This window comes from Epilithonimonas pallida, assembly GCF_900182975.1.
GTDB classification, from domain to species: Bacteria; Bacteroidota; Bacteroidia; order Flavobacteriales; family Weeksellaceae; genus Epilithonimonas; species Epilithonimonas pallida.
The window spans coordinates 297,109-323,672 of record NZ_FXUO01000003.1 but is presented as its reverse complement, the minus strand read 5'-3'; the positions used below and the strand labels follow the sequence as shown (position 1 = coordinate 323,672).

The following is a 26,564-nucleotide window of genomic DNA, read 5'->3' as shown; positions in this document are numbered from 1 at the left end:
TAAATTGATGACCGAAATAGACAAGCTTGCATTCGCATTAAATCAATTTGCCGGACTTTCGGAAGATGATTTCAAAATGTCTTCGGATTTTTGGTTGGTGAAGAATTATAAAAAAGGTGAATTCTATAATCTTCGCGGAACGGTTTGCACTTATTTCGGATTTATTGTTGACGGCGTTTTCCGCTCTTACACGATTGACGAAAAAGCGGGTGAAGAGAAAAATGTTTTTCTCTATTCTGCGAACGGATTTGTGGTTTCTTTCAAGAGTTTTATCAATCAGATTCCTTGTGATTATTTTACACAGGCGATGACGGATGCTTCTATTATTTATATTCGTTATACGGATTTGCTTTCGTTGTATCAGAAATCGCATCAATGGGAAAAGTTTGGACGATTGTTGGCTCAGGAAGCTTTCAATGTGACAATGACAAGAATCGAAGGTTTTCTCTTGAAATCTCCTGAGGAACGTTATCTCGACCTTATTAAGCAACATCCTGATATTTTCAATAATGTTCCTTTATATCATATTTCATCTTACTTGGGGATTCAAGGGCCGTCTCTTAGCCGGATTCGGAAAAGACTTTCTGGGAAATAAATTCTGAATTTTATTGAAACGTTGAATCTTACGCAGCCCGACTTGAGCGGAAATCCTTTTTACGCAACGTAGTGGAGTGAAAAGATTGACTTCGTCGAACCACTTCGTTAGGTTTGGGAGCCCTTCCACAAGCTCAGGATAAACTACAGGCGGATTAAGCTGCCCAAATAAATATCACATAATGAAACTCTCGCAGATTTTTCCGATTGAGCAGATAATTAATTACTTCATAAATATTTATTTATTAAAATGATACGATTTTAACTTGGGTTAAAGTTTTACACGTTCAATCTTCTGAACTTTGTCTCATAATTTAAACATTAAAATATTATGAAAACAAAAACTATCGTATTGATTCACGGATTATTCGTCAACAATACCAGCTGGAAAGAATGGAAAACTTATTTCGAAAACCAAGGTTACACTGTTCACACACCTTCAAATCCGGGACACGAAGGAAATCCTATCGAATTGAAAAGAAACATTCCTTCCGAACTAAGAACCGTAAGCTTTGAACAGACCTTGAACAATCTCGTGAAATTCATTGACACGCTTCCTGAGAAACCGATTGTTGTAGGACATTCTTTCGGTGGATTATTGGTTCAAAAACTGATTGAACTTGATAAAGCTGTTGCCGGAGTTAGCATAGACGGCGCACCACCAAAAAATGTAATGGCGCCTTTTTCAACGATAAAAATCGTTTGGCCGGTTTTCAATTTTTTCAAAGGAAACAGCCCGTATCTTGGAACAAAAGATTGGTATCATCGTGCATTTTTTAATAATTATTCCCGAGAAGAAAGTGACAAATTGTACGAAACTGTTGCTGCTCCGGAAAGCAGAAGACTGGCGAGAGACCCGCTTTTGAAATCGATTGGCAATGTTGATTTTAAGAAAGCTCACAATCCGTTATTATTCATCGGAGGTGCAAATGACGCTATTTTTCCGGCAGACTTCACTGCGAAAATTGCCAATTCTTATAAAGATAAAAACAGTGTTTTGGATCTGAAAATCTTTGAAAGGAGAAGTCATTTTATCTGTGGAGAAAGAGGCTGGGAAGAAGTTGCCGGCTACGTTTTGAACTGGATTGAGAAACAATAAATCTTATTCGTTTTGTCTATTAATAAATTTGGTTAATGGTCAGCGTTTCAATTTTTAAAGTCTTATTTTTGCAAAGATTTTTTTCGATACTGAAAAAAACTCCGGAATTCTAAGAATAAAAATGAAACACCTCTTTACCAAATTTACTTTTAATGATAGTTTTATGATTAAAGGTGTTCCATCTGACCTTAGAAAAATTAATAGAAACAGATGAAACAACAAAATACCTGGGACATTGTAAAACGATTATTTTTAATCGGGATGAAATTTAGGTCGTGGTTTATTTTCACACTGATTATTTCAATTTTTCTCGCCATTGTTTCCACTTACAGACCGATTCTTACCAAAAATGTAGTCGATATAGACATTGTTAAGCTGAAGGATAAAGCCCAGCTGATGAAGCACATTTATCTGCTGATCGGATTGGTAATTGCGGAAACGGTTCTTAACTTTTTCCTGGTTTATTTTTCGAATTTCATTTCGCAGAATGTTATTCGTGACATCAGGGAAAGGTTGTATCACAAACTGATTTATTTCAGAACTGCGTTCTTCGACAAAACCGCAATAGGAAATCTTGTAACAAGGGCTGTTGGCGATGTTGAAACGATTGCTACGGTTTACACAGACGGATTTTTGATGGTTTTTGGTGATATCCTAAGAATTGTGATGGTTCTGTTTGCCATGTTCCAGGTGGACACACATCTTAGTATGATTTCTTTGGCGATTCTGCCTTTGATGGTTATCATTACGAGAGCTTTCCAAAAACGATTGAAAGTAGCTTTTGGCTCAGAAAGAAGCTGGACCGCGACTCAAAATAGCTTTGTTCAAGAGCGTTTGGCAGGAATGCCTTTGATCCAAGTTTTTAACAGAGAAGAAGCCGAGTTTTCAAAATTTGACAAAATCAATATTGAGCTGAAAAAAGCTTTGTTGAGAACAGTTTTTATCTTCTCTTTATTTTTTCCAGTTGTTGAACTGATTTCGTCACTTTTTATTGGATTCATCTTATTTTATGGTGGTTTTATCAAATCTACACCCGGAGTCATTATTGCTTTTATTCAGTTCATCAATATGCTGATTCGTCCTTTGAGACAGATTGCGGATAGATTTAATAATATCCAGAGAGGAATCGTTGGTGCAGAAAGAGTTCTTGGCGTAATGGATGAGGACCAGGCGATGCCGAACAACGGAACAGTTGCTAAAGATCATTTTGATGGAAAGATCGAATTCCAAAATGTTCATTTTGCTTACGATGAAAAACAAGAAGTACTGAAAGGTATTGATTTCAGAGTGAATCCGGGCGAAACTGTTGCCATCGTTGGAGCAACCGGAGCTGGAAAATCGACGATTATCAGTTTGATTACCAGATTGTATGACATCAATTCCGGGAAAATAATGCTGGATGATGTGGACATCCGAGATTACGAATTATACAATTTGAGAAGTCATATTGGTGTTGTGCTTCAGGATGTTTTCCTTTTCCACGGCAGTATTTTTGAAAACCTGACTTTGGGTGATGAGGATATTACACTCGAAAATATCAAAAAAGCGGCGAAAGAAATTGAGGTTGATGAGTTCATCGAAAGATTACCAAATGGTTATGATTATGTGGTTAGCGAAAGAGGTTCTTCTATTTCCTTAGGACAAAGACAATTGTTATCATTCCTGAGAGCTTATCTGTCTGACCCTAAAATCCTGATTCTTGATGAAGCCACTTCATCTATCGACCACGAAAGTGAGAAACTCATCCAGAGAGCAACTGAAAAAATCACGAAAAACAGAACCTCAATCATCATAGCGCACAGACTTTCCACCATCGAAAAAGCTGACAAAATCATCGTAATGGACCACGGACTGATTGTGGAAGAAGGAACGCATCAGGAACTTCTGGCTAAGAATGGTTATTATTCAGTGCTTTATAAGGCTCAGGTTGTGAGCGAGGATGGAGAGAAGACGATTTAATTAATTTCAAATTTGATTAAGAATAAATTTGTAAATTTGATTAAAACCTATTGAAAATGAATATCGAAACGAGAAAAATAGAATTTGTTCAGGCTTTTCTGAATCTTCAAAGTGAGGAATTGATTTCTCAATTCGAAAAACTCCTAAAAAAAGCCAAACAATCTGAAAAAGAGTTGAAGCCTTTTACAATTGAAGAATTAAATTCTCGCATAAACTTTTCATTAGAGGATTCTAAAAACGAGGAGGTAACAGAATCAAACGAACTGCTTTCTGAAATCAAACATTGGTAATGAAAATATTTTGGACAGCATTCGCTAAAAGAGAATTAAGGAATATTTTCGATTACTACAAAATAAAAGCAAGTCCTAAAATTGCAAAAAAAACTGGTTACTGAAATTGTTGAGAAAACTAATGTTTTAGATTTTCAAAACAAAATAGGACAAAAAGAAGAACTATTGTCTGGCAGAAAAGAAAATTTCAGATATTTGGTTTCCAATAATTATAAAATAATCTATTGGCTTAATAAAGAAAAGAATCGTATTGAAATCGTTGACATTTTTGACACTCGTCAAAATCCGCTGAAAATTGAACGGGAAAAATAATTGCTAATCTCTGATAATCTTATACCTGAAACTTATCAATCCCGAAGCCGCTATCAGACAAACTATGATGATGATTTTGAGATTTTTAATCCATAAACAAAGGTCCCTGCCAGTTAAGAGAGAAATGCAATCTTTCGGATTTCCAGTTTCATATTTCAGACTGATTTCAGTATTAAAAATACCAATTACAGAGACCGCAATAACCAAAATCAGCATAGTGATAATGGCTTGATAAACCGATTTCTTCATCATTTTTTGTTTTTAGTTTTTTTAGCGTTTTAAATTTTAAGGACATTCCAAGCATTTTCAATATTGTTATTTCTTAAATGATTTTGGGCTAATAAATGTACTTCTTTTTCCGAAGAAAAATTCCCTTGTGGTAAAATTTCTACATTGGCAAGCATTCCCAAATCGTTGCCTGTAAAAATATCACTTTGTCTGAGCTCATCGGGAAGCTGGTCGTAACCGATTCCTTTTGTAACTAAGGGTTTAGGAACTTCGAAGATATTATTTTCGTTATTTCTGGAATAGAAATTACTTCCCAATCTTGCTACCAAATCCAATTGTTTTTGGTCGAGATTTCCAGCTTCATCAAGATATTTTTCGTTGATATGAATCTTGACAATCTCTGCAATCACAAGATTTCCTGAACCGCCAAGATTCCCAAGTGATTTAATTTCTAAAACCTTACACTCGAAATTAACTGGCGATTCTGCAATCAAAGGTGGCTTTACGATGTCAGCAGGTTTCATTGTTAATCCGGATTTGATAAACTCATTTACGCCATCTTCATATTCCGTACTGGCCAAAGAAACCTGCTGAACCATATCGAAATTGACGTTTCCAATAACCAATTCCGGCACTTCTTCCATATTTTCCAAAGTATGTTTTGTGGTATTGTCACGCACTCTTCTGGAAGGAGAAATGATAACAACAGGCGGAACCGTGCTGAACATATTAAAAAAACTGAAAGGCGAAAGATTGATTTCTCCTTTGCTGTTAATTGTACTTGCCAAGGCAATCGGTCGTGGCGCAATCGCGGTTTGCATTACTTGTTGCAACTGAACTGCTGAGATATCGGAAGGAATGATAGTTTTCATTATTTAATCGTTAAAAAGTTTTTAAACACTAGGAACGCAAGGCTTTCACAAAGTCCACAAGAAAAAAACATTGTGAACTTTGTGAAATCTTTGTGTCTATTGTGGTAAAACAGCCGGCAAAATCTTTCCAGAAACTTCCCCAAATCCAACCCGGATTCCGTCTTTTTCTGACCAGGCTTTCATTGTGATGGTATCGCCGTCTTCTATGAATTTTCTCTCGATTCCGTTTTTGAGTTGCAATGGTTTTGTTCCTCTCCAGGTTAGTTCCAGCATAGAACCATAGGATTTTTCATCTTCTCCGGAAATAGTTCCACTGGCATAAACATCACCAACTTCAACATTACAGCCATTCACAGTGTGATGCGCCAACTGCTGACACATATTCCAATACATAAATTTGTAATTGCTTTCAGAAATCAAGTTTTCTTCAGAATTTTCTGGCTTAAGATAAACCTGAAGATTGATGTCATAATTTTTATCACCTTCGAATTTCAGATAACCCAAAACTTCCGGCTCTTGTTTTGGAGACTGTGTTTTGAATGGTTGCAAAGCTTCCAAAGTCACAATCCAGGGCGAAATGGATGAACCAAAATTTTTTCCCAAAAATGGTCCAAGAGGAACATATTCCCAACTCTGAATATCTCTTGCGGACCAATCGTTGAAAATCATCATCCCGAAAATCGCATCTTCCGCCTCAGAAACAGAAATCCTCTCTCCCAAATCTGTATTTTTATTCACGACAAAAGCCATTTCTAATTCAAAATCCAATTGTCTGGATGCGCTGAAAATCGGTTTGTCCGAATCAAATGGCTTGATTTGCCCGCAAGGTCTTGTGATATCGATTCCTGATAAAACAATCGACGAAGCACGACCGTGATAACCAACCGGCAAATGTTTCCAGTTTGGTAACAACGCATTGGCCGGGTCACGGAACATCATCCCGACATTGGTGGCGTGCTGAATACTACTATAAAAATCAGTATAATTCGGGATGTGTAAAGGCATCATCATTTGAATCTCATCCAGATTGTAAAAACATTCCTCCAAAGCTCTTTCGTCTTTCGACAACAAAGAATCTTCTAACAACAATTGCTGAATTCTCTCACGAACTTTATTCGTAATTGGTTTTCCTAATTCTATAAACTCGTTGATTGTGTAACCTTCGAATACATTTTCTTCAAAGCCTTTGATATCTTCAAAATAACCAAGGTCAAATAAGGTTGCCAAATCGATAACAATATCGCCAATTCTTGTGGCACAAGCAATAAATTCTTTGTTGAAAACACAAACTCCAAACGGAATATTATAAATTGAAAAATCGGAATCTGATGAATAATTGATGAAGGATTTCATTTTTTGAATTTAGAATTAGATTAAAAAATTAAAGCATTAAAAATAATGCTTTAATTGTAAAAATATAAGAAAATAATTTGGGTTTAAAGGTTTCCGCGTTTTTCCTGCTCCCTTTCCAAAGCTTCGAAAAGTGCTTTGAAATTCCCAGCTCCGAAACTCTGAGCGCCGTGTCTCTCGATGATTTCGTAAAACAACGTTGGTCTGTCTTCCACAGGTTTTGTGAAAATCTGAAGTAGGTAACCTTCTTCATCGCAATCCACAAGAATTCCAAGACTCTGAAGTTTTCTGATATCTTCATCAATATCTCCTACTCTTTCAGGGATCATCTCGTAATACGCTTCCGGCGGCGGAGAAAGGAATTCCACACCTCTATTTTTAAGTTCTGTAACAGTTTTCACAATATCCTTTGTAGCAACTGCAATATGCTGAACGCCTTCACCTTCGTAAAAATCCAGGTATTCTTCTACCTGCGACTTTCTCTGACCTTCGGCCGGCTCATTGATTGGAAATTTGGCATAACCATTGCCATTAGACATTACTTTTGACATCAATGCAGAATATTCTGTATTGATTTGTTTATCATCAAATGAAAGAATATTCACGAATCCCATTACTTTCTCGTACCATTCAACCGTGGGAATCATTCTGTCCCAACCGACATTTCCTACACAATGGTCAACATACAACAACCCAACATCGGAAGGGTTATAATCGCTTTCCCACTTTTCGTAACCAGGCATAAAAGCGCCCGTGTAATTTTTGCGTTCTATAAACATATGAACGGTTTCGCCGTAAGTGTAAATACCCGACATCCTCACCTCTCCGAATTCATCCGTAATTGTCTTGGGTTCCAAATATGGTTTTCCGCCACGTTTTGTTGTTTCTTCAAAAGCTTTGTAAGCATCATCCACCCAAAGTGCCAGAATCTTAACGCCGTCACCGTGTTTTCTCTGATGTTCACAAATCGGAGAATCTGATTTAAGACCCGAAGTTAAAACCAATCTGATTTTTCCTTGCTGCAAAACATAAGAAGCTCTGTCTCTGACGCCAGTTTCAGGACCAGCATAAGCAACAGACTGAAATCCAAACGCTGTTTTGTAAAAATGAGCTGCTTGCTTGGCATTTCCTACATAAAACTCTATAAAATCGGTACCGTTGATAGGGAGAAAATTCTCTGCTTGTGCGATTTTCTCTGCAAAAGTGAGTGTTGACATTTTACTTTTTTACTTATTAATCTCGGTTACCAAGATAAGAATTTTTCGAAAATAAACTAACATTTGTTAGTTTTATTATATTTTTGAATATATGTCAAAAAAAAACACAGCATGTATAATAATATATCAAAGAAGACTACAATAAGTAAAATGAAATCGATTGCATTATGCCATATTATGAAATAATCCATGTTTTATATTACACAATGAATAATAATTAAAAAAACTTAACCTTTGTTAATTATTCCAATACAAACAATAAAAAAATAATAAAAAAAACGTAATATGTATTTTTAAGTACATTTAAGTTCGTGTATATATCAATTAGATTTCTACTTTTGTTTAAGAATTATGAAGATTCTAAGAACATAAGTGTAAGAATGAAGTCATGAAGCTGTCCGCCTTATGGCTTTTTTTGTATCACCTGATTAAGTAATCCGGAATTAGGATTATAATTATCCCAGATTTTCCAGGTATTATCTATTTTTTTGATAAAATAGATTTGTGTATCCAATTCGTTAACAATATATTCTTCATCAGAATTTTCCACTACAAAAACCAGATTCCAGAATTCCTGCGTTTTTACAACTACCATTTCTTTTTCTTCAGAAATAACATCAATATCAAAAATCTCGAAATTCGAACGGTTGTTATTAGTGAAAAGCTTCAGTTTTTTTTCACAAAGCTGTGAGCTGTAGTTTTTTATTCTTTCTATAAAAGGGGACTCCTTAAAAACATGATCATCAAAAATATCTATACTTAGTTTTGGAAAAATTTTAAAAAACTCAAAATTCGCTTGACAATATTTGTAAACGATATCCTTGGTAAACTCTGTTCCAACCCCGGATTCGATATAGCTGTTAACCCCTTTTACACTTTTTACAAAAGAATTAAGATCTTTGAAACCCAGAAAAATGCAGATCTTGTCAAGCGTTTTGAGAAAGCGTAAATCATTATGTGTTTTATAATCATAATCACTTTCAAAAAAACGCTGTAGAGTAATATGAGAAATGCTTGTCCCTAATTCAAATTTCCTCTCATTCTGAAGTTCTTCTTTTTTAGAAAGCTCATCCTTAATAATCTCGGACAAAATAATAAAATGGCTTCTTTTCCAAGGGTTCGAATTTCCCAATATAGAATTCTGGACAATCGGATGCTGACGGATCTTTTCTTTAATTAAATTGTAAATTGACTTCAAATCATCATTTTTTCAAGCTCAATCAAATATACAATAAATGGACAAAACCGGTTTCAAAAACCGTCAAAAAGTGTTTAAAACCTCAATATTAATAAGTTAGTTTGAAATTTATTATTTGAAACGATCATATGCAGCTTTATCTAGCATCTCCCTATCGTCCGGATGAGAAATCTCAATCAGAGCCTTTGCCCTTTGACGCAGGTTTTTACCATACAAATAAGCTGTACCGAATTCTGTTACCACATAATGAATATGGCCTCTGGTTGTAACAACACCTGCGCCTTGTTTAAGAAAAGGAACAATTCTCGGAACGCCTTTTTTGGTTCTGGAAGAGATTGCCATAATTGGTTTTCCACCTTCGCTCAAGGCAGCACCACGCATAAAATCCATTTGTCCACCGATACCGCTGAACTGATAAGTTCCGATAGAATCTGCACAAACCTGGCCAGTCAAATCAATTTCAATAGCTGAATTAATGGCATGCATTTTTTTATTTTTCATAATATTAATAGGAAAATTAACGTGCTGAACATCCATAAAAGCAATCGATGGATTATCATCTACAAAATCATACAGTTTTCTCGTTCCGAAGCAGAAACTGGTGATCGTTCTGTTGGTATGTGTTCCTTTGTATTTATTATTAACGATATCATTTTTAATCAAATCAATAACACCGTCACTTAGCATTTCCGTATGAACACCAAGATCTTTGTGATTTCCCAAGCATTTCAAAACCGCATCAGGAATGGTTCCGATTCCCATCTGCAACGTCGCTTTGTCATCTATTAATTCCGCAACGTTTTTTCCGATCAGCATTTCCTCAGCACCTACTTTTGCACCATAATCAATGGTTAAAAGATCTTCTTCGCTCCAAACCATTTTCTCGATTCTATTGATATGAATCATTCCATCGCCATGTGTTCTCGGCATTTTTGGATTAACGATAGCAATAATGGATTTGGCCGTATCAATAGCACTTCTTGCTACATCCACAGACGTTCCCAATGTACAATAGCCGTGATTATCCGGTGGAGAAACCGTTATCAAAGCCACATCAATCGGCAGAATTCCGTTTTTGAAAAGAATCGGAATTTCGCTAAGGAAAATCGGCACAAAATCACCGTGATCAGAGTTTACCGCTTCTCGCACAGGCGTTGATGTAAATAAGGAATTGATATAAAAATTATCCTTATAATCATGTTTAGCGATCTCTACATTCCCTTGTTGTGTGATGGAAACCATTTCTACATTTTTCAACCGGGAAGACTGTTTAGCTAATTCATCATACAAAAGATTAGGTGTGCAAGCACTACCATGTCCGAATATCCTGTCACCACTTTTAATAATTGAAACCGCTTCTTCTGCACTAACGTAATTGATCATAACGAGTTAATTTTTTACAAATTTACTTTCTAAAGATAAGCAAAAAAATGAGCGTTGTCAGTTTGGTAAAAAGTCATATAAATTAGAGTGTGGAAACCAATCGATCTGTAAACCAATCGTTTACTAATAAGTCAACAGCCTTTTTGAAAAATAATTGAAAATAAATTTTCAAAATTCAAATAAAATTTATTTACTTTGTAATTCAAAGTTCTTTACGATTGTTTAATTTAATATTTTGAGCTATGATTACAAAAAGTCAAAGAAACAATATTCTATTTTTGATTCCGGTTGCGTTGTTAAGCATTCCATTGGTTGCGATGCAGTTTACTAAAGAAGTCAATTGGTCGTTTTCCGATTTTGCTATTGGAGGTTTTATACTTTTCGGAACAGCATTCATCATTAAGTTAATTTTGGAGAAGTTCAAAACAACCAAAAGCCGATTGATATTGATTATGATAACATTAGCAGTTCTTTTTTTGGTTTGGATAGAATTGGCAGTTGGCATTTTCGGAAGTCCGTTTGCCGGAAGCTAAAAAGAAATACAATTAAAAAAGCTAACATCTCTGTTAGCTTTTATTTTTTTATTCCAACCAACTTGTTTTGTAAGTCGGGTCTTCTACTTTTATGGCTTCCTCTGTCAGTTTCAAAGGTCTGAACGGGTCCACCATCACCGCATATTCATCCGTGAATTTTTTACCGATGCTTCTTTCCATCGCACCGGGATGCGGGCCGTGAACAATTCCGCCTGGATGTAGCGAAAAATCCATCAGATCCACGTGATTCCGGCTCATAAAATCGCCTTCCGTATAAAACAAAACCTCATCGGAATCAATATTGGAATGATTGTAAGGCGCAGGAATAGCCTGTGGGTGATAATCATACATCCGCGCACAGAACGAGCAAACCACAAAGTTGTGCGCTTCAAAATTCTGATGAACTGGAGGCGGCTGATGAATTCTACCCGTGATTGGTTCGAAGTTTTTGATATTAAATTTATAAGGATAAAAATAACCGTCCCAGCCAACAACATCAAATGGATGTGTGGCATAGACGAAATCGGTAATTTGATTTTCTTTTTTGACTTTGATGAGAAAATCGCCTTTCTCATTTTTTGGTTCCGCAAAAGTCGGCGGAATAATATCTCTCTCGCAAAACGGCGAATGTTCCAGCAATTGCCCAAACTCGTTCCGGTAACGTTTTGGCGTATAAATAGGTGAATGCGCTTCTATAAAAAAGAAAACATTGTTTTCGGATACCAATTCCAGCTGATAAATAGTTCCTCTCGGAATGATGAGATAATCGCCGACCGAAAACTCAATATTACCGAGCATTGTTTTCAAAACACCTTTTCCTTCGTGGACAAAAAGCAGTTCGTCGCATTCAGCATTTTTATAGAAATAGTTTGCCGATTTTCTCGGTTTTGCCAAGCCCATTTTGAGGTCGTTGTTTAACATCAGGACTTTCCGGCTTTCCAAAAAATCATCCTCAGCGGTCACTTTTGCCCCTTTTATCATTCTTGGTGTTACGTTTTTTTCCACCGCAATTTTTGGTGTAACATCTTTTACATTGCCAATCGATTTGATTTGAGTGGGCCTATGTGTATGATAAAGCAACGATGCAATCCCGTGAAAACCTTCTGTTCCAAAGAGTTGTTCATAATAGAACTGGTCATCTTCGGATTTGAAAATCGTGTGTCTTTTTTGAGGAACTTTCCCCAGCTGAACGTATCTCATTTTATTAGATTTGGCTTTTCTCAAATGTAATATTTTTTTGAGAATTGATAAGGTTAATATTTTGAACACAAATGATACAAATTTATAATTATTGAAAAGATTTTAAAGGCTGGCAAAGACGCTTCACTCAGCAAAAATGAATGGTAAAACATAATGCTGTTCTGTCTGGATGTTAAAAACTCTAGCCCTGATGGTAGCGGCATCCTTTTTTGTCATTGCGATTGTACAATGTTGAACAGATTGCTTCACTATGTTCGCAATGACAAAAAAGATATAGCGGACAGCAGGTTCCCGGCTTCTGAAAATTCCGGCTTTAAAAAGAATTATGAAATCGTTAAGACTCATTTTTAATAGAAAATGTTATCTTTGAGAATATTAAAATTAATACAGATGAATGATTCATTAATGGTTTCTCAGTTGTCAGAAATCGAAAGAGCAGAATTTTACAGGAAAACATATATGCACGTTGCAGTCGCTATTTTGGCGTTTGGAGCGGTGGAATATCTATTATTGAAAACCGTACCGCTGGAAACTATCCTAACTATGATTTCCGGAAAATACATCTGGCTTTTGGTCATCGGTGTATTTTGGTTAGCGTCAATGCTGGCAACTAAATTATCGTTTTCAGTTTCAAGAAATACACAGTATATGGGATTGGGATTATATGTTCTGATAGAAGCCGTGATCTTTCTGCCGATGTTGGGAATCGCAAGTTTGTATGCACCACAAGTCATCACTCAGGCCGCACTGGTAACGCTTTTTATGTTTGCAGGGTTGACTGCAACCGTTTTTTTCACCAACAAAGATTTTTCTTTTCTTAGAAACATCATTGTTATCGGCGGATTTGTAGCTTTGGGTGTCATTGTCGCAGGTGCAGTTTTTGGTTTTAATCTGGGACTTTGGTTTTCTTTGGCGATGGTGGGATTGGCAAGTGCAAGCATTCTTTACGAAACATATAACATCAAAAATATCTACAATAAGGAGCAATATGTCGGCGCAGCTTTGCAGATGTTTGCTTCGATTATGCTTTTGTTCTGGTACATCCTGAGAATCTTTTTGAGCAGAAGAGATTAGTATAGTAATCTTCGAGAGCCTCAGACTGCATTTTATAAATTCAGACAGATATAAATAATTAACTCACCAAAATTTGGTGAGTTTTTTTATGCAGAAATTTTAATCTTAAAACAAAATTTTAATTTTAAAATAAATTTGTTAGCTTTGTCTAACATTTTTATTTTAATGAGATTAATCCTGTTTTCTTTTGTCGTTTTATCAAATTTTATTTTTGCTCAGACAGATTCTATCAAAATTGATTCTGTGAAAGTTAATGTTGTTGATTCTATTAAAAGATCTAATGAAATTGATGAAGTCACAATCACCCAATTTTCTGTAAAGAAATTGAACAGTCCGATCTCGACAGATGTTTATTCGCAACAGTTTTTCAGGAAAAATCCGACGCCCAGTATTTTTGAATCTATAGCAATGGTGAACGGCGTAAAACCGCAGCTGAACTGTTCGGTTTGTAACACCGGCGATATTCATATCAATGGTTTGGAAGGGGCTTATACAATGATTTTAATTGATGGAATGCCGATTGTAAGTTCATTGTCCACAGTCTATGGATTGAGCGGAATCCCGAATAGTCTGATCGACAGAATTGAGATTACGAAAGGACCGGCATCCTCTATTTTTGGTTCGGAAGCGATGGGTGGTGTGATTAACATTATTACAAAAAATGCCTTGCAAGCACCGAATTTTTCAGCGGATATGATGACCGGAAATCAAGGAGAAATCAATTTAGACATTGCGAAAAAAGTGATTGACAACAAAAATTTTTCGAGTTTATTGAGCTTAAATTATTTTTATTTTGGGAACAGGATTGACCAGAATAAAGACAATTTTACCGACACCGCTTTGCAACACAGAATCTCCTTCTTCAACAAATGGAATTTCAAAAGAAAGGAAAGTCGATTGGCGAGTTTTGCTTTGAGGTATTTTTATGAGGACAGATTTGGCGGAGAAATGCAGTGGAAAAAGAAAAACCGAGGTACGGACAATGTTTACGGTGAAAGCATTTATACTAATCGGTTTGAACTGTTTGGGATTTATCAACTCCCGATGAAAGAAAAATTCCTGCTTCAATATTCCTATAATTATCACGATCAAAATTCTTTCTACGGTAACACGCCGTATATGGCGACTCAAAAAGTGTTGTTTCTGCAACTGAATTGGGAAAAGCAATTGGGAAAACATAACCTGAAATCAGGAATCAGTTATAAATCAAATTTCTACGATGACAATACACCTGGAACAGCCAATTTATCAGGAGAAAATCAACCAATGAAATCACCGATTGCTGGAATTTATGTAGAAGATGAGTGGGAAATCAATGACAAAAACACTTTACTGATCGGTTATCGTTATGATTATCATAAGATTCACAAATCTGTGCATTCGCCGAGATTGGCTTGGAAATTTGAACCCAACCCTTTTCAAACTTTGAGACTGACATTCGGGACCGGATTCCGTGTTGTAAATCTTTTTACAGAAGACCACGCAGCGCTCACTGGTTCAAGGGAAGTTGTCATCAAAGAAGATCTGAAACCGGAGAAATCTCTGAACACGAATCTTAGTTATTTGATGAAAATTCCGGTAAACAATTATTTTATCAATGTTGATTTGAATGGATTTTATTCTTATTTCAATAATAAGATCATTGGTGATTTTGATTCGGAGCCGGACAAAATCATTTACAACAATTTATCTGGTCACGCCATTTCCAGAGGAATTTCGGCTGATGTGAGCACTAATTGGACTTTACCATTCCAAATGATGCTTGGTGTAACTTATATGGATGTCTATTCTGTGAACGACAAAGAAAAAACACAACAATTGCACGCTCCGAAATGGAGCGGAACTTATAATTTGACTTATCAATTTGAAAATCAATTTTCGCTGGATTTAACCGGGCAATTGTACGGACCAATGCGCTTACCGACGGTTCCCAATGATTTCCGGCCGGAATATTCACCTTGGTTTACGCTGATGAATATCCAGCTGAGTCAGAAATTTGAAAATGGTTTTGAAATCTATGGTGGAATCAGAAACCTGTTGAATTTCGTTCCAAAAAATCCGATTTTGAGACCGTTTGATCCGTTTGATAAAAATGTAGATGATGTAATAAATAATCCTTATGGTTACACTTTTGATACGACATACGGCTATGCGCCAATGCAGGGAATCCGAAGTTTTATTGGTATTCGGTATCAAATCAGATAGTTAATAAACCACAAAGACACAAAGGAATCACAAAGTTTTGTGTTCGTTGTGATTCCTTTGTGACTTAGTGTTAAGAAAATAAAAGATGAAACTATTAACTTCTCTACTATTAATGACTTTTGGAATTCTTCATTCTCAGGAATTGAAAACTTATTCATTCCAAAATTTACCTGAGAAATTAGAGAAATCGACTTTGATTTATATGAAAACAAGTTGGTGTTCGATTTGTAAAATCCAGATGCACCAGATTGAAAAAGATCCCGAATTGAAAAATCAAATGAATGAAAAAGTTTATTTTATCATCTTCGACACAGAAAAATCGAAAGAGAAAATTGAATTCTTTGGCAAAACTTACCAGTATATCTCGAATGGAAATGCAGGTATCCACGAATTAGCATTAGAATTGGCAAGAAACAAAAAACCGGTTTATCCAACCTGGATTTTGATTAATTCTGCAGGAAAGGTGTTGTTTTATCAGGAAGGATTGATTGATAATAAGTCGCTGAAAACTATGATAAGAAAAGCCTTTTGATTGATACAAAAGGCTTTGAGTATTTTTAAAGATTAACGCCACCGGAAACTTCAATTCTTTGTGCGTTAATCCATTTCGCATCATCGGTACAAAGAAAAGCGACAACACCGCCAATATCAGACGGGAGTCCAACTCTGCCAAGCGCTGTTGTTCCGGCAATATGCTGATTGATCTGGACATTATCTCTTACAACGCCACCTCCGAAATCGGTTTCAATAGCGCCCGGAGCAACAACATTGACGTTGATTCCGCGCTTTCCAAATTCCTGAGCTTCATATCTTGTCAAAACTTCGACAGCGCCTTTTAACGCACCATAAACGCCGTAACCTAACATTGAAAACCTTGCTAATCCGGAAGAAATATTGACAATTCCACCACCGTCATTCATTAGTTCCAGAGATTTTTGAGTCAGGAAAAAAGGGGCTTTGAATTGGATATTAACCAAAGCATCAAAATCAGTTTCATTCATTTCCGCAATTGGTGCATTGATCCCGATTCCTGCATTGTTTACTAGATAATCAAATCTCTCAACACCGAATTTATCTTTTAAAGCTGTTTTGAGTTGAGAGAAAAAAGAATCAAAATTTTTGGAATCAGAGACATCCAGCTGGAGCGCTAACGCTTTTTGACCAGATTTTTCGATTTCAGAAACTACAGCTTCCGCTGCTTCTTTTTTGCTGTTATAAGTGATAACAACATCCAAGCCTTTTTCTGCAATCCGGAAAGCCATTTCCTTTCCAAGTCCACGACTTCCGCCAGTAATCAGTGCAATTTTGTTTTGTGACATAATGTTAAATTTTATACCACAAAGTTAGAATTAAACCGTTAAAAAAAATGGTGACTGTTTCAGTTTAAATGGTGACAGTTTCAGATTTTTCCAGATGCGCTTCACGGTATTGTTTCGGCGTCATTCCTGCAAATCGCTTGAAAAACTTAGTAAAGTTGGAAGGATCGTAAGTGAGCATTTTGGCAATTTCTGCAATGCTGATTTTGTTGTCTTCGAGATGTTGCTTGGCGATATCAAGAATTTTATCTTCAACAAAAGAACACGGCGAATTACCCGTGACTAATTTTATGGTATTACTAAGATGTCGCGGATGGATATGCATCAACTCTGCAACATCTCGTATTTCATAGATATTTTCGGAATTTCCGGATAAAACATCAGCCAGATTCTGGTCAACAATTTTCAGAAAATCATTGGTGATTTCTTTTTGTCTGGCTAATATTTTTTTAGGAAGTGTTGTCATTATTATTTTGTCAAATCCAAGCCACCGAAATTACCCGAACTCATCATCAGAAAAGCGCCTTTTGATTTATCCAACGTTTCCCAATATTTATGCAAATCTTCTGCATTGGTAAAGACTTTCAGGTTTTCATTTTTAAATTTTTCTTTGATCAGTTCAGGAGAAATCGGATCCATTCTTTTGATTTTTAACGCATCTTCCGAATAGAAAACGACTGCATTATCCAATCCATCCAAAGCGTGATCATATTGTTCCAGAAAAACCGGGTTAAGGCTTGAGTAAGTGTGCAATTCTAAAAAACCGAATGTTTCAGTTTTTGAAAACTGTTCTGCAAAAGCAGCAACTGTCGCCTTCACTTTACTTGGTGCATGGGCAAAATCTTTATAAAGCAAACCGCCATCTTGTCTCTCTACTTTTTCCAATCTTTTGGAAGCGCCTTTGAAGCTCATAATAGCTTCATAAAATTCTTCTTCCATTATGCCCAACTGAGAACAGATAAATCTTGCGCCTTCCATATTCAGCAGATTGTGCTTACCGAAAACGGATAACGGAATGTCACCCATATCTGTTTTAAGGTTTACAATGCCGTTGACGATTTCATAATCAGGTGTTTTGTAAGGGATTTTCCGGAAGTAATTTTCGGCAGATTCAACAACTTTTACAACTTCAGCATCTTCTTCGTTATAAACGAGAACGCCGCCTGGTGTGATACTCGCCACAAACTTTCTAAATTGTTCCACATAGTCATCAAATGTTTTAAACACATTGATATGGTCCCAGGCAATTCCTGAAATCAAAGCAATATTGGGCTGGTATAATAAAAATTTGGAACGCAGATCGATTGGGGAAGACAGATACTCGTCGCCTTCCAGGATCATAAAATCATTATCCTCTGTAATTTTAACCATACAATCGAAGCCTTCCAATTGCGCACCAACCATATAATCGATGTCTTTCTGATGAAAATTCAGAACATGAAGAATCATTGATGTAATGGTCGTTTTGCCGTGCGAACCACCAATCACAACTCTGGTCTTTTCTTTGGATTGTTCGTAAAGAAACTCCGGATAAGAATAGATCTTCAGTCCCAATTCTTTTGCTTTTGCCAATTCCGGATTATCAGCGTGGGCGTGCATCCCGAGAATCACGGCGTCAATATCCGAAGTCAGTTTTTCCGGAAACCAGCCCATTTCTTCGGGAAGAATTCCTTTCTTTTCCAGTCGGGATCTAGAAGGTTCAAAAATAGCATCATCGGAACCAGTGACCTGATATCCTTTATCTTTGAGTGCAATAGCGAGATTATGCATCGCAGAACCGCCAATCGCAATAAAATGGGTTTTCAATTCTAAACAATTTTACACAAAAGTAAGGAGTTTTCTTTGAAAGATGTTAGAAATTAGAAATGAGAAGTGAGATTTTCCTTCATTATTAATAAAATAAAAAAACCTGACTTATAAAAATCAGGTTTCAAGAATATTTATGATAGAGTGGTTTGGATCTTGGGAGATTTATGCTCTATTTTGAGCTCTTCACCAGTTAATGTAAAATAGATATTCTGAAGCTGATGAAGATAATTACACTTGATATAATTGCCGAAGAATAAAAATCCTTCCAAAATTTTGTTTGAATCCAAATCAAAATCATAACGGCAACAATTTGGCAAATCGAATCTGATTCTGCTATTGGAGCGATAAGCTTCTTTGAATCCCAATTTTGAAAACCAATCAACCGTGAGTGCAATCGGTTTTAACTTTCTATAATCAATCGCAGTATCTTCATCAATTTTGACCAAGACACTCTCGTTATTATTTTCGACACCCATAATCGGGACAATCGAATCCCCGTACATCAGCAAATTATTAAGTCTAAGTTCTGTGGCTTCCATTTCAAAAAAGTATTAGTGATTATAAATTCAGTGTCCCTAGCTATAAACAAAAGCTTTGCCAAGATGATAGAAACTTGATAATTAATTTCAATTATTATTGAAGAGTTGATTTTTTGAAATCGCACTTACCGCTCTAAGATGTCTCCGTCTTTTCTTCGCCCATTCTGCGTCGGTATGTTATTATCAATTACTTAAGTTTTTTTATTTTAACAACTATGAAAAAAGAAGAACTCCGGTGGTATGCTCTTTGAAGTGGACCTAACCACAAAATCAATTCTTATGAAAAATACAGAACAACCAGTGTCCATTAGTCAGAAAACGGTTGTCATTACCGGCGCATCCAGTGGCGTAGGATTGGCGGCTGCCGAAGCTTTTGCAAAAGAAGGCTGCAATCTTGTACTGGCCGCCAGAGGAAAAGAAGCCCTGGACGAAACTGTAGCAATCTGTGAGGCGCTTGGTGCATCTGCCATCGCAGTTCCAACCAACGTTTCGGAGTTCAAAGAAGTTGAACATCTGGCAGAGAAAGCGTTGGAGGTTAATGGGAGTATTGACTTCTGGATCAATAATGCGGGAGTAATGGCAACCGGAAAATTCGAAGAAACACCGATTGAAGTCATTGATCAGGTTATCAAAACCAATCTTTTGGGATATATGCATGGCGCAAGAACCGTTCTTCCTATATTTAAAAAACAAAAACATGGTGTTCTCATTAATAATATCTCGATTGGTGGCTGGATGCCGGCTCCTTATGGAACAGCTTACTCCGCTTCAAAATATGGCATCCGTGGCATGGTAGAATGTCTGCAGGGCGAAGTTTCTGATGAGCCGGATATCCACATTGTAGGGTTGTATCCAAGTATCCAGCGTTCTACAGGTAATATGCACTCCGCAAAATATTCTGGTCTAGACTTTAAGATTCCGCCCACTGCATCGGATCCTAAAAAATTAGCCGCAGCAATGGTTGAAATGGCAAAAAATCCCCGAAAAAGCAAGTTTACAGACTGGTCGTCTCTCCTTATGAGAACTGCTTATGGGCTTTTCCCAAAAACCGTTATCAATTCTACTTCCTCTGCTTTGAGATTGCTGATGAAAGAAGATAACAATACAGATACGGACGGTAATGTTCTGACACAATCCAAGAACCCGATGCGGATCTACGGCGAAACAATTCTGCCGGTCCCATCCAAAAAAACAAAGAAAATAATGTTGGCAGGATTGCTTGGAGCCGCAGCTCTGGTCATCATTTCAATGTCAGGAAAGAAAAAGTAAACCTACATTAGATTCTTATATCGAAGGTGAAACATTAGCATTCACCTTTTTAATTGGTCATTGATTATTTATTTTGAATTCATTCAAAATTTCTTCTAAATTCGAATGATAAATTAGCCGGATGTTATTTCAGACTATGAATAAAAATAATGACTGATGAAAATCCTGATTATTGAAGACGAAACCGAATTGGCGAAAAGTGTTGCAGAATACCTTTCGGAGGAGAACTATTTGTGCGAATTTGCTTTTACATTTTATGAAGCTATGTACAAGATAGAAACCTTTCAGTATGATTGCATTATTCTCGACATCATGCTTCCTGACGGTAATGGCCTGAAGATCCTGGAAGAGCTGAAAAAGCAAAACAAGCAAGACGGCGTTATCATTGTTTCAGCAAAAAACGCTCTGGAAGATAAGATAAAAGGCCTACAATTGGGTGCAGATGATTACCTTACTAAGCCATTTCATTTGTCTGAACTGATGGCGCGTATCTACTCTATCATCCGCAGAAAACAATTTAATAATTCTAATATCATCAGTCAGAATGAATTACAAATAGATCTTTTAGCTAAAACAGTTTCAGTTAATAATGAAATAATTGCGCTGACAAAAAAAGAGTTCGACCTGCTGATCTACTTTATCGGGAACAAGAACAAAGTCATTTCAAAAAGCACATTAGCAGAACATCTTTCCGGTGATTTCGCAGATATGCTGGATAACCACGACTTTGTTTATGCACACGTGAAGAATTTAAAGAAAAAACTGAATGATGCCGGCTGTGACAGGTATTTAAAAACTGTTTATGGAACGGGGTATAAATGGGAGAATTCATAACTTATAATTAGTGAAACCGCTTTTAAATAAAACAACCAAACCATTCATTATTTATGTCCTGATCATTCTGGTCATAAGTGTTCCCATCTATTATCTTGTTGTTGATGCCATTTGGAAACACGAATTAGATGAGCATAACGAAATTGTCGCTAAAAAAACGGCTTTTCAAATCAATAGTCTGAAATTATCCGATCAAAAATTACTAGAAACCATAAAGCTTTGGAACGAAGTCCAACCCACCACAAACATCCAAAATGTAGAAAAAAATGATAATTTCAAAGACAGCATTTTCATTATAGAGAAACCTCACGACTTTCTTCATTTTGAAGAGATTGACAGATTCCGATGTTTGTCAAAGATTATATATCTCAACAAAAAACCATATCGTTTCAATATCGAGACCAATATCGAAGAGTCGCAGGAAACCATATTTTTCATATCGCTGACGACAGTTATTCTTTTCATTCTGATTGTCGGCGGATTATTAATTCTCAACAGCAGGCTTTCAAAATCGGTCTGGAAACCTTTTCGTGAGACTTTGGATAAATTAAAAACTTTCAGCCTGAACAATGAGACAAAAATTGAATTTTCGCCGACCGATGTTGCTGAGTTTGATGAGCTGAACCAGTCGCTAGGTAAGCTAATAGAACATAATATTTCGGTCTATAAGACCCAGAAAGAGTTTACAGAGAATGCTTCGCACGAACTGCAAACACCTTTAGCAATTTTAAAAAATAAACTTGATATTCTTTTGCAAAACGAGGATTTGACAGAAAAGCAATATCATATTGCGGAAGAGATGAATCGCGCATTATCCAGAAGTTCAAGAATCAACAAAAACCTTTTATTGTTAGCAAAAATTGAAAACAATCAGTTTGATAATTCTGAAATAAGATTTGATGAATTACTGAATCAAAGTATGGAAATCCTGCAGGAACATTTTGAGCAGAAAAACATTTCTGTCCATAGCGAAATTTCGTCACCCGTAAAAGTCAGCGGAAACATTGGATTAACCGAAGTACTGATTAACAATTTGATTTTAAACGCCATCCGGCATACTCCGGCCAATGGTTCAATTGGGATCAAACTGAGTCAATCTATTTTTGAGATATCAAATTCCGGAACAGAAAAACTGAATCCGGATCTGCTATTCAAAAGATTTTCGAGATTCTCAAAAGATAACAACGGAAGCGGTCTTGGACTCGCTATTGTAAAAGAAATTTGTAAATCTCAGAACTGGACAATTGATTATCAATTCGGGAATAATTATCATATATTTTCAGTAAAAATTTAAAATTCTAAATTTCTTCCAAATTGATTTATTATTTTACCGTTTCAAAAAACGCGTAGCTAATGAATCAAAAAAGTGAGAATTCAAAGCCATTTAGCAAAATTTTCAACAGCAGATTTTCTGTTCTAATTTCTATTTTAAGCTTATACATCCTATTTTCTGCGGTAATTAGAATTGTATTTCTGTTTTGGTCATCAAAGGATTTAGACTTTAATATACTTTATATTCTAAGAGCATTTTTCACAGGATTCTGTTATGATTTTGCTGTCGGAACGTTATTCTTATTATTGTATTCTGTCTATCTTTTATTATTTCCGAAAAGGTGGATTGGTTCCGGATTCGATAAGATTTTCACGTATGTTTATCTGGCGATTGTCCTTTTAATCATCTATTTCAGTCTTTTGGCAGAAATCCCTTTTTGGGATGAATTTGGCGTGAGATTCAATTTTATCGCTGTTGATTATTTGATTTACACTTACGAAGTTGTCTCAAACATCAATGAATCCTATCCTTTGCCGCTCATCATTTTTGTATTGGTTGCACTGATTGTTCTGACATTTGTTTTCCTGCATAAAAGAAAAATATTCCAAAGAACATTTTCAGACAAAAGACCAATTTCAAAACGTCTGGTTTTTTTCTCAATATTAGTTTTTCCGGCTTTGGTATTAAGCTTAATTATGAAAAACAAGCAGGCGGATTTCACGAACAATTTAGTCCTGAATGAATTAGGTAAGAACGGAACATTCTCTTTTTTCGCAGCTTTCAAATCCAACCAATTAGATTACGAAACTTTTTATCCGAAAATTGATGACAAAGAAGCCTACTCGGTTCTGAAGAAAAATCTTTTGCAGGACAATCAAACTTACGTTTCCAACCAATGGGACAATATCTCCAGAGTTACAAAATCTGAAAATGAACAACGCCCGAATGTCATTCTGATTGCCATAGAAAGCTTCAGTGGCGATTTTTTAAAAGCATTTGGTAACAAAGACAATCTCACTCCTAATTACGATAAACTGGCTAACGGAAGTATTTTCTTTACCAACCTTTACGCAACTGGAACACGAACTGTGCGAGGAATGGAAGCTTTAACATTGTCTGTTCCGCCAACGCCTGGAAACAGCATTGTGAGAAGACCGGACAATCAGAACCTTTTCTCTGTAGCTACGATTTTTGAAAAGAAAAATTATCAGCCTTACTTCATTTACGGTGGTGATGGTTATTTTGATAATATGAATAATTTTTTCGGAGGGCAAGGCTTTGATATTGTAGACAGAAACCGTGGAAATCCTTTGTCAGACGAAATCAAAACACAACGATTCAATATTCCGGACAACGAAGTGAGTTTTGAAAATGCCTGGGGAATCTGTGATGAGGATCTTTACAAACAATCCATTAAATATGCAGATAAAAGCACTAAGCAGAACAAACCGTTTTTCCAGTTTGTAATGACAACTTCCAATCATAAACCCTACACTTTTCCAGCAGGAAAAATCGACCTTCCGCAAGGAGATAGAAATGCGGCTGTGAAATATACCGATTATGCTTTAGGAAAATTCTTATCTGATGCGAAAACAAAATCCTGGTTCAAAAATACAGTATTTGTCATCGTTGCAGACCATTGTGCAAGCAGTGCCGGAAAATGGGAAATCAATATCGATAAGCATCATATCCCTGCGATTATTTATAACCTTCCTCAAAAAGCGGAGAAAATCAATCGTTTAACTTCACAGATTGATCTGATGCCGACATTGTTTGGTTATTTGGGATGGAATTATACAACCAGTTTGTACGGGAAAGATATCAATCAAACCAAAATTGGGGACGAACGTGCTTTCATAGGCAACTATAGAACTTTGGGAATGCTAAAAGGCAATACTTTCACACAAATCGATGACAGAAAAAGGGTAAAACAGTTTACTGTAAAAGATTCGGACAAATCTTTGAATGAAATTAAATCCAAAAATCATCAGTTGGTTTCCGAAACGATTTCTTATTATCAGACTGCTAGTGAGAGATTCAAAAATGGGAAAATGAAAGTGAAATAAGGTCTTCTAAATATCTTCTAAATCAGGTTGCACCTTTGTCAAGTGAAATTGATGGTGTAACCTTTTTTATTGATAAAAATGATTATTGAAGTTGTTTTGTTATTCTTCGGGACCATTTTTGCATTCTGGCTGAGTGCCATTTGCGGAGGCGGCGCAAGTCTCATCCTGATTCCGATTCTGAATCTCTTGTTGCCGGCTTCTGTTGTTCCATTTTCCCTGACCGTTGGAACATTTACGAGTTCTGTATCGAGAATTGCTGTTTTCAAAAAGCATGTCAACTGGAGGATTTTCTTTTGGTTTGTCCCGTTTTCGATTCCTGCAGTTTTGATTGGCGCTTACCTCATCAAATATATCAATCCGAATTATCTGCAATTGATCGTCGCTTTTTTCCTCATTGCCAACATTCCACATCTTTTCAAAAAGATAAAAGCTAACGAAACCAATGAAAAAGCTTCGCCAAAATATGTTCTTGCAATTATTGGGTTTCTGGCAGGATTTGTTTCCGGAATTACCGGCGCAGTTGGATTGTTGTTTAATCGTTTTTATTTGAAGTTCGGACTCAAAAAAGAAGAAATTGTGGCAACCCGCGCAGCAAATGAAGTCTTTCTTCATCTTATCAAATTGGTGATTTATATTTCACTCGGCCTTTATTCCAATCTCGCCTTGTGGTTGGGATTGGCGATTGCTGTTGCAACAATTATCTCGTCTTATACTGTCAGATATATCCTTCCTTACCTGAGTGAAAACCTCTTCAGAAAAATTGGATACAGCGCAATGGTTATTGCCGGAATTGCTTTATTAATCGGGACTTCTGATAAAATTATCCAGGAAGATAAACTGGGAGTTATGATCGCAAAAAGTGAATCCATAATCTCGTGGCGGTCAACAGATTTTGTAATTGAGTTTGCCTTCGATGACGGATTGGAAATTGAAAGACCGATTCATCGGGAAGAATTACCCAATTATCTAAAAACTAAATATGATTCTTTGAAAAATCATTACGATGTAATTCGTCTCGAAAAAGTTTTCACTTTCCGTAACAAACCTTACTATGAGTTCTATTGCTACAAAGACAATCAGCTTACCAAATTTGAAAGTTAATTTTTATTCAGAATTTTCTCCGATGAAATACTTATTCTCAACCATATTAATTATTTTATTAAGCTCTCAAAACTTTTTGGCTCAGGACAGCATAGCCGTAAAAAATAATTCTACAGACAGTATTTATGTACCAGAATTACACTCAGATAATACACATCAATTCAGTTATAAAAAACTGATCATTCCTGCAGCTTTTATAAGCTATGGAGTTGCAACTTTGAAAATCGACCAATTAAAACAACTCAATTTCTCAACAAGAACCGAAATCAATGAACACAAACCCGACCACATCCGGCTGGATAATTACACGCAGTTTGCGCCGGCAGCCTTGGTCTATGGACTGAATGCTTTCGGAGTTGAGGGAAAACATAATTTTCGGGACCGAAGCATCATTTACGGTACATCTTTATTGCTTGCCTCAGCTGTTGTATTGCCTACAAAACATTTAGCAAAAGAAGAAAGACCCGACCAATCGAATAATTTATCATTCCCATCTGGACATACGGCATTCGCCTTTGCATCTGCCCAATTCATGTATAGAGAATATAAAGACACTAATTTTTGGTTGGGAGTTTCAGGCTATTCTTTTGCAGTCTTTACCGGTGTTTACAGAATGTTGAATGACAAACATTGGTTCAGTGACGTGGTTGCCGGTGCAGGAATCGGGATTTTGTCAACAGAAGCCGCTTATTGGTTATATCCTAAAATTAACAACTTGTTATCCGGAAAAAATAAAAATTCTTCAACGATGATTATGCCTTTCTACCAAAACAAAACAGCAGGAATAGGACTGGTAAAAAATTTCTAAACCCATATTGGCAAAATACTTGCTTATAAAATTGT

General features: G+C 36.2%; 27 protein-coding genes. 15 read left to right on the top strand and 12 right to left on the bottom strand.

The window, feature by feature from the left end; translation table 11 throughout:
* Window positions 1-7: 7 nt before the first annotated feature.
* From QOL71_RS07610 to QOL71_RS07590, 5 genes are all read left to right on the top strand, one after another.
* Window positions 8-595, top strand: a complete 588-nt coding sequence (locus QOL71_RS07610; RefSeq protein WP_283416339.1) for a Crp/Fnr family transcriptional regulator — start codon at window positions 8-10, stop codon at window positions 593-595.
* Window positions 596-925: 330 nt separating this feature from the next.
* Window positions 926-1,693 carry an alpha/beta hydrolase gene (locus tag QOL71_RS07605; RefSeq protein ID WP_283416338.1) on the top strand — a complete coding sequence of 256 codons (768 nt, stop codon included), beginning with the start codon at window positions 926-928 and terminating at the stop codon, window positions 1,691-1,693.
* Window positions 1,694-1,903: 210 nt separating this feature from the next.
* Window positions 1,904-3,652, top strand: a complete 1,749-nt coding sequence (locus QOL71_RS07600) for an ABC transporter ATP-binding protein (RefSeq protein ID WP_283416337.1) — start codon at window positions 1,904-1,906, stop codon at window positions 3,650-3,652.
* A 56-nt stretch (window positions 3,653-3,708) separates the two neighbouring features.
* Complete coding sequence (locus tag QOL71_RS07595; RefSeq protein WP_283416336.1) at window positions 3,709-3,942, top strand: hypothetical protein; 234 nt, start codon at window positions 3,709-3,711, stop codon at window positions 3,940-3,942.
* Window positions 3,943-4,023: 81 nt separating this feature from the next.
* Window positions 4,024-4,254 carry a type II toxin-antitoxin system RelE/ParE family toxin gene (locus tag QOL71_RS07590; protein ID WP_283416335.1) on the top strand — a complete coding sequence of 77 codons (231 nt, stop codon included), beginning with the start codon at window positions 4,024-4,026 and terminating at the stop codon, window positions 4,252-4,254.
* A 3-nt stretch (window positions 4,255-4,257) separates the two neighbouring features.
* On the opposite strand, the gene QOL71_RS07585 is transcribed toward QOL71_RS07590, so the two are convergent.
* The 6 genes from QOL71_RS07585 to QOL71_RS07560 form a co-directional block, all read right to left on the bottom strand.
* Entirely contained in the window at window positions 4,258-4,506 is a 249-nt protein-coding gene (locus QOL71_RS07585; protein ID WP_283416334.1) for a hypothetical protein, read from the bottom strand.
* A gap of 26 nt (window positions 4,507-4,532) precedes the next feature.
* Window positions 4,533-5,354: a flavin reductase family protein gene (locus QOL71_RS07580; RefSeq protein ID WP_283416333.1), complete on the bottom strand. Its 822-nt coding sequence runs from the start codon at window positions 5,352-5,354 to the stop codon at window positions 4,533-4,535.
* Between the two features lie 96 nt (window positions 5,355-5,450).
* Window positions 5,451-6,707, bottom strand: coding sequence for a fumarylacetoacetase (fahA, locus tag QOL71_RS07575; protein ID WP_283416332.1), 1,257 nt, complete (start codon window positions 6,705-6,707; stop codon window positions 5,451-5,453).
* An 83-nt stretch (window positions 6,708-6,790) separates the two neighbouring features.
* Window positions 6,791-7,921 (bottom strand): 4-hydroxyphenylpyruvate dioxygenase, encoded by a 1,131-nt coding sequence (hppD, locus tag QOL71_RS07570; RefSeq protein WP_283416331.1) that lies wholly within the window; start codon window positions 7,919-7,921, stop codon window positions 6,791-6,793.
* Window positions 7,922-8,324: 403 nt separating this feature from the next.
* Window positions 8,325-9,119 (bottom strand): hypothetical protein, encoded by a 795-nt coding sequence (locus QOL71_RS07565; protein ID WP_283416330.1) that lies wholly within the window; start codon window positions 9,117-9,119, stop codon window positions 8,325-8,327.
* Between the two features lie 111 nt (window positions 9,120-9,230).
* Window positions 9,231-10,502 (bottom strand): acetyl-CoA hydrolase/transferase family protein, encoded by a 1,272-nt coding sequence (locus QOL71_RS07560; RefSeq protein ID WP_283416329.1) that lies wholly within the window; start codon window positions 10,500-10,502, stop codon window positions 9,231-9,233.
* A 242-nt stretch (window positions 10,503-10,744) separates the two neighbouring features.
* On the opposite strand from QOL71_RS07560, the gene QOL71_RS07555 reads away from it, so the two are divergent.
* Entirely contained in the window at window positions 10,745-11,035 is a 291-nt protein-coding gene (locus tag QOL71_RS07555) for a hypothetical protein (protein ID WP_283416328.1), read from the top strand.
* Window positions 11,036-11,083: 48 nt separating this feature from the next.
* Here QOL71_RS07555 and QOL71_RS07550 read toward each other — a convergent pair whose 3' ends face one another.
* Together QOL71_RS07550 and QOL71_RS07545 are read right to left on the bottom strand one after the other, a co-directional pair.
* The gene (locus QOL71_RS07550; protein WP_283416327.1) at window positions 11,084-12,235 is read right to left on the bottom strand and encodes a homogentisate 1,2-dioxygenase; all 1,152 of its coding nucleotides are present in this window, start codon (window positions 12,233-12,235) and stop codon (window positions 11,084-11,086) included.
* 123 nt (window positions 12,236-12,358) lie between these two features.
* Entirely contained in the window at window positions 12,359-12,580 is a 222-nt protein-coding gene (locus tag QOL71_RS07545; protein ID WP_283416326.1) for a hypothetical protein, read from the bottom strand.
* A gap of 45 nt (window positions 12,581-12,625) precedes the next feature.
* On the opposite strand from QOL71_RS07545, the gene QOL71_RS07540 reads away from it, so the two are divergent.
* The 3 genes from QOL71_RS07540 to QOL71_RS07530 all read left to right on the top strand — a co-directional run bounded on the left by QOL71_RS07540 (window position 12,626) and on the right by QOL71_RS07530 (window position 16,046).
* On the top strand, window positions 12,626-13,309 hold the full coding sequence (locus QOL71_RS07540) for a Bax inhibitor-1/YccA family protein (RefSeq protein ID WP_283416325.1): 684 nt from the start codon (window positions 12,626-12,628) through the stop codon (window positions 13,307-13,309).
* 165 nt (window positions 13,310-13,474) lie between these two features.
* On the top strand, window positions 13,475-15,514 hold the full coding sequence (locus tag QOL71_RS07535; protein WP_283416324.1) for a TonB-dependent receptor plug domain-containing protein: 2,040 nt from the start codon (window positions 13,475-13,477) through the stop codon (window positions 15,512-15,514).
* An 85-nt stretch (window positions 15,515-15,599) separates the two neighbouring features.
* Entirely contained in the window at window positions 15,600-16,046 is a 447-nt protein-coding gene (locus QOL71_RS07530) for a thioredoxin fold domain-containing protein (protein ID WP_283416323.1), read from the top strand.
* A 25-nt stretch (window positions 16,047-16,071) separates the two neighbouring features.
* Here the strand turns inward: QOL71_RS07530 and QOL71_RS07525 are convergent, their stop codons facing one another.
* From QOL71_RS07525 to QOL71_RS07510, 4 genes are all read right to left on the bottom strand, one after another.
* Window positions 16,072-16,833, bottom strand: a complete 762-nt coding sequence (locus QOL71_RS07525; RefSeq protein ID WP_283416322.1) for an SDR family NAD(P)-dependent oxidoreductase — start codon at window positions 16,831-16,833, stop codon at window positions 16,072-16,074.
* Between the two features lie 64 nt (window positions 16,834-16,897).
* Window positions 16,898-17,296 (bottom strand): helix-turn-helix domain-containing protein, encoded by a 399-nt coding sequence (locus QOL71_RS07520; RefSeq protein WP_283416321.1) that lies wholly within the window; start codon window positions 17,294-17,296, stop codon window positions 16,898-16,900.
* Window positions 17,297-17,298: 2 nt separating this feature from the next.
* Complete coding sequence (locus QOL71_RS07515) at window positions 17,299-18,636, bottom strand: UDP-N-acetylmuramate--L-alanine ligase (protein ID WP_283416320.1); 1,338 nt, start codon at window positions 18,634-18,636, stop codon at window positions 17,299-17,301.
* A gap of 134 nt (window positions 18,637-18,770) precedes the next feature.
* Window positions 18,771-19,178, bottom strand: coding sequence for a hypothetical protein (locus QOL71_RS07510; protein WP_120213288.1), 408 nt, complete (start codon window positions 19,176-19,178; stop codon window positions 18,771-18,773).
* 279 nt (window positions 19,179-19,457) lie between these two features.
* Here QOL71_RS07510 and QOL71_RS07505 point away from each other — a divergent pair, with 279 nt between their 5' ends.
* The 6 genes from QOL71_RS07505 to QOL71_RS07480 all read left to right on the top strand — a co-directional run bounded on the left by QOL71_RS07505 (window position 19,458) and on the right by QOL71_RS07480 (window position 26,529).
* Window positions 19,458-20,447, top strand: a complete 990-nt coding sequence (locus QOL71_RS07505) for an SDR family oxidoreductase (protein ID WP_283416319.1) — start codon at window positions 19,458-19,460, stop codon at window positions 20,445-20,447.
* A 156-nt stretch (window positions 20,448-20,603) separates the two neighbouring features.
* Complete coding sequence (locus QOL71_RS07500) at window positions 20,604-21,281, top strand: response regulator transcription factor (RefSeq protein ID WP_283416318.1); 678 nt, start codon at window positions 20,604-20,606, stop codon at window positions 21,279-21,281.
* 10 nt (window positions 21,282-21,291) lie between these two features.
* Entirely contained in the window at window positions 21,292-22,575 is a 1,284-nt protein-coding gene (locus QOL71_RS07495) for a sensor histidine kinase (protein ID WP_283416317.1), read from the top strand.
* Window positions 22,576-22,634: 59 nt separating this feature from the next.
* A complete protein-coding gene (locus QOL71_RS07490) occupies window positions 22,635-24,620 on the top strand; it encodes an LTA synthase family protein (RefSeq protein ID WP_283416316.1) in 1,986 nt (661 codons plus the stop codon).
* 78 nt (window positions 24,621-24,698) lie between these two features.
* The gene (locus QOL71_RS07485; protein ID WP_283416315.1) at window positions 24,699-25,721 is read left to right on the top strand and encodes a sulfite exporter TauE/SafE family protein; all 1,023 of its coding nucleotides are present in this window, start codon (window positions 24,699-24,701) and stop codon (window positions 25,719-25,721) included.
* A 22-nt stretch (window positions 25,722-25,743) separates the two neighbouring features.
* Entirely contained in the window at window positions 25,744-26,529 is a 786-nt protein-coding gene (locus QOL71_RS07480; RefSeq protein ID WP_283416314.1) for a phosphatase PAP2 family protein, read from the top strand.
* The last annotated feature ends 35 nt before the right edge of the window (window positions 26,530-26,564 follow it).

What these genes read in the sequence shown, in the direction of transcription:
- QOL71_RS07610 (WP_283416339.1), top strand. Translation starts at nt 8, where the DNA reads ATGACCGAAATAGACAAGCTTGCATTCGCATTAAATCAATTTGCCGGA.
- QOL71_RS07605 (WP_283416338.1), top strand. Translation starts at nt 926, where the DNA reads ATGAAAACAAAAACTATCGTATTGATTCACGGATTATTCGTCAACAAT.
- QOL71_RS07600 (WP_283416337.1), top strand. Translation starts at nt 1,904, where the DNA reads ATGAAACAACAAAATACCTGGGACATTGTAAAACGATTATTTTTAATC.
- QOL71_RS07595 (WP_283416336.1), top strand. Translation starts at nt 3,709, where the DNA reads ATGAATATCGAAACGAGAAAAATAGAATTTGTTCAGGCTTTTCTGAAT.
- QOL71_RS07585 (WP_283416334.1), bottom strand. Translation starts at nt 4,506, where the DNA reads ATGATGAAGAAATCGGTTTATCAAGCCATTATCACTATGCTGATTTTG.
- QOL71_RS07580 (WP_283416333.1), bottom strand. Translation starts at nt 5,354, where the DNA reads ATGAAAACTATCATTCCTTCCGATATCTCAGCAGTTCAGTTGCAACAA.
- fahA (WP_283416332.1), bottom strand. Translation starts at nt 6,707, where the DNA reads ATGAAATCCTTCATCAATTATTCATCAGATTCCGATTTTTCAATTTAT.
- hppD (WP_283416331.1), bottom strand. Translation starts at nt 7,921, where the DNA reads ATGTCAACACTCACTTTTGCAGAGAAAATCGCACAAGCAGAGAATTTT.
- QOL71_RS07560 (WP_283416329.1), bottom strand. Translation starts at nt 10,502, where the DNA reads ATGATCAATTACGTTAGTGCAGAAGAAGCGGTTTCAATTATTAAAAGT.
- QOL71_RS07555 (WP_283416328.1), top strand. Translation starts at nt 10,745, where the DNA reads ATGATTACAAAAAGTCAAAGAAACAATATTCTATTTTTGATTCCGGTT.
- QOL71_RS07550 (WP_283416327.1), bottom strand. Translation starts at nt 12,235, where the DNA reads ATGAGATACGTTCAGCTGGGGAAAGTTCCTCAAAAAAGACACACGATT.
- QOL71_RS07545 (WP_283416326.1), bottom strand. Translation starts at nt 12,580, where the DNA reads ATGAGTCTTAACGATTTCATAATTCTTTTTAAAGCCGGAATTTTCAGA.
- QOL71_RS07540 (WP_283416325.1), top strand. Translation starts at nt 12,626, where the DNA reads ATGAATGATTCATTAATGGTTTCTCAGTTGTCAGAAATCGAAAGAGCA.
- QOL71_RS07535 (WP_283416324.1), top strand. Translation starts at nt 13,475, where the DNA reads ATGAGATTAATCCTGTTTTCTTTTGTCGTTTTATCAAATTTTATTTTT.
- QOL71_RS07530 (WP_283416323.1), top strand. Translation starts at nt 15,600, where the DNA reads ATGAAACTATTAACTTCTCTACTATTAATGACTTTTGGAATTCTTCAT.
- QOL71_RS07525 (WP_283416322.1), bottom strand. Translation starts at nt 16,833, where the DNA reads ATGTCACAAAACAAAATTGCACTGATTACTGGCGGAAGTCGTGGACTT.
- QOL71_RS07520 (WP_283416321.1), bottom strand. Translation starts at nt 17,296, where the DNA reads ATGACAACACTTCCTAAAAAAATATTAGCCAGACAAAAAGAAATCACC.
- QOL71_RS07510 (WP_120213288.1), bottom strand. Translation starts at nt 19,178, where the DNA reads ATGGAAGCCACAGAACTTAGACTTAATAATTTGCTGATGTACGGGGAT.
- QOL71_RS07505 (WP_283416319.1), top strand. Translation starts at nt 19,458, where the DNA reads ATGAAAAATACAGAACAACCAGTGTCCATTAGTCAGAAAACGGTTGTC.
- QOL71_RS07500 (WP_283416318.1), top strand. Translation starts at nt 20,604, where the DNA reads ATGAAAATCCTGATTATTGAAGACGAAACCGAATTGGCGAAAAGTGTT.
- QOL71_RS07490 (WP_283416316.1), top strand. Translation starts at nt 22,635, where the DNA reads ATGAATCAAAAAAGTGAGAATTCAAAGCCATTTAGCAAAATTTTCAAC.
- QOL71_RS07485 (WP_283416315.1), top strand. Translation starts at nt 24,699, where the DNA reads ATGATTATTGAAGTTGTTTTGTTATTCTTCGGGACCATTTTTGCATTC.
- QOL71_RS07480 (WP_283416314.1), top strand. Translation starts at nt 25,744, where the DNA reads ATGAAATACTTATTCTCAACCATATTAATTATTTTATTAAGCTCTCAA.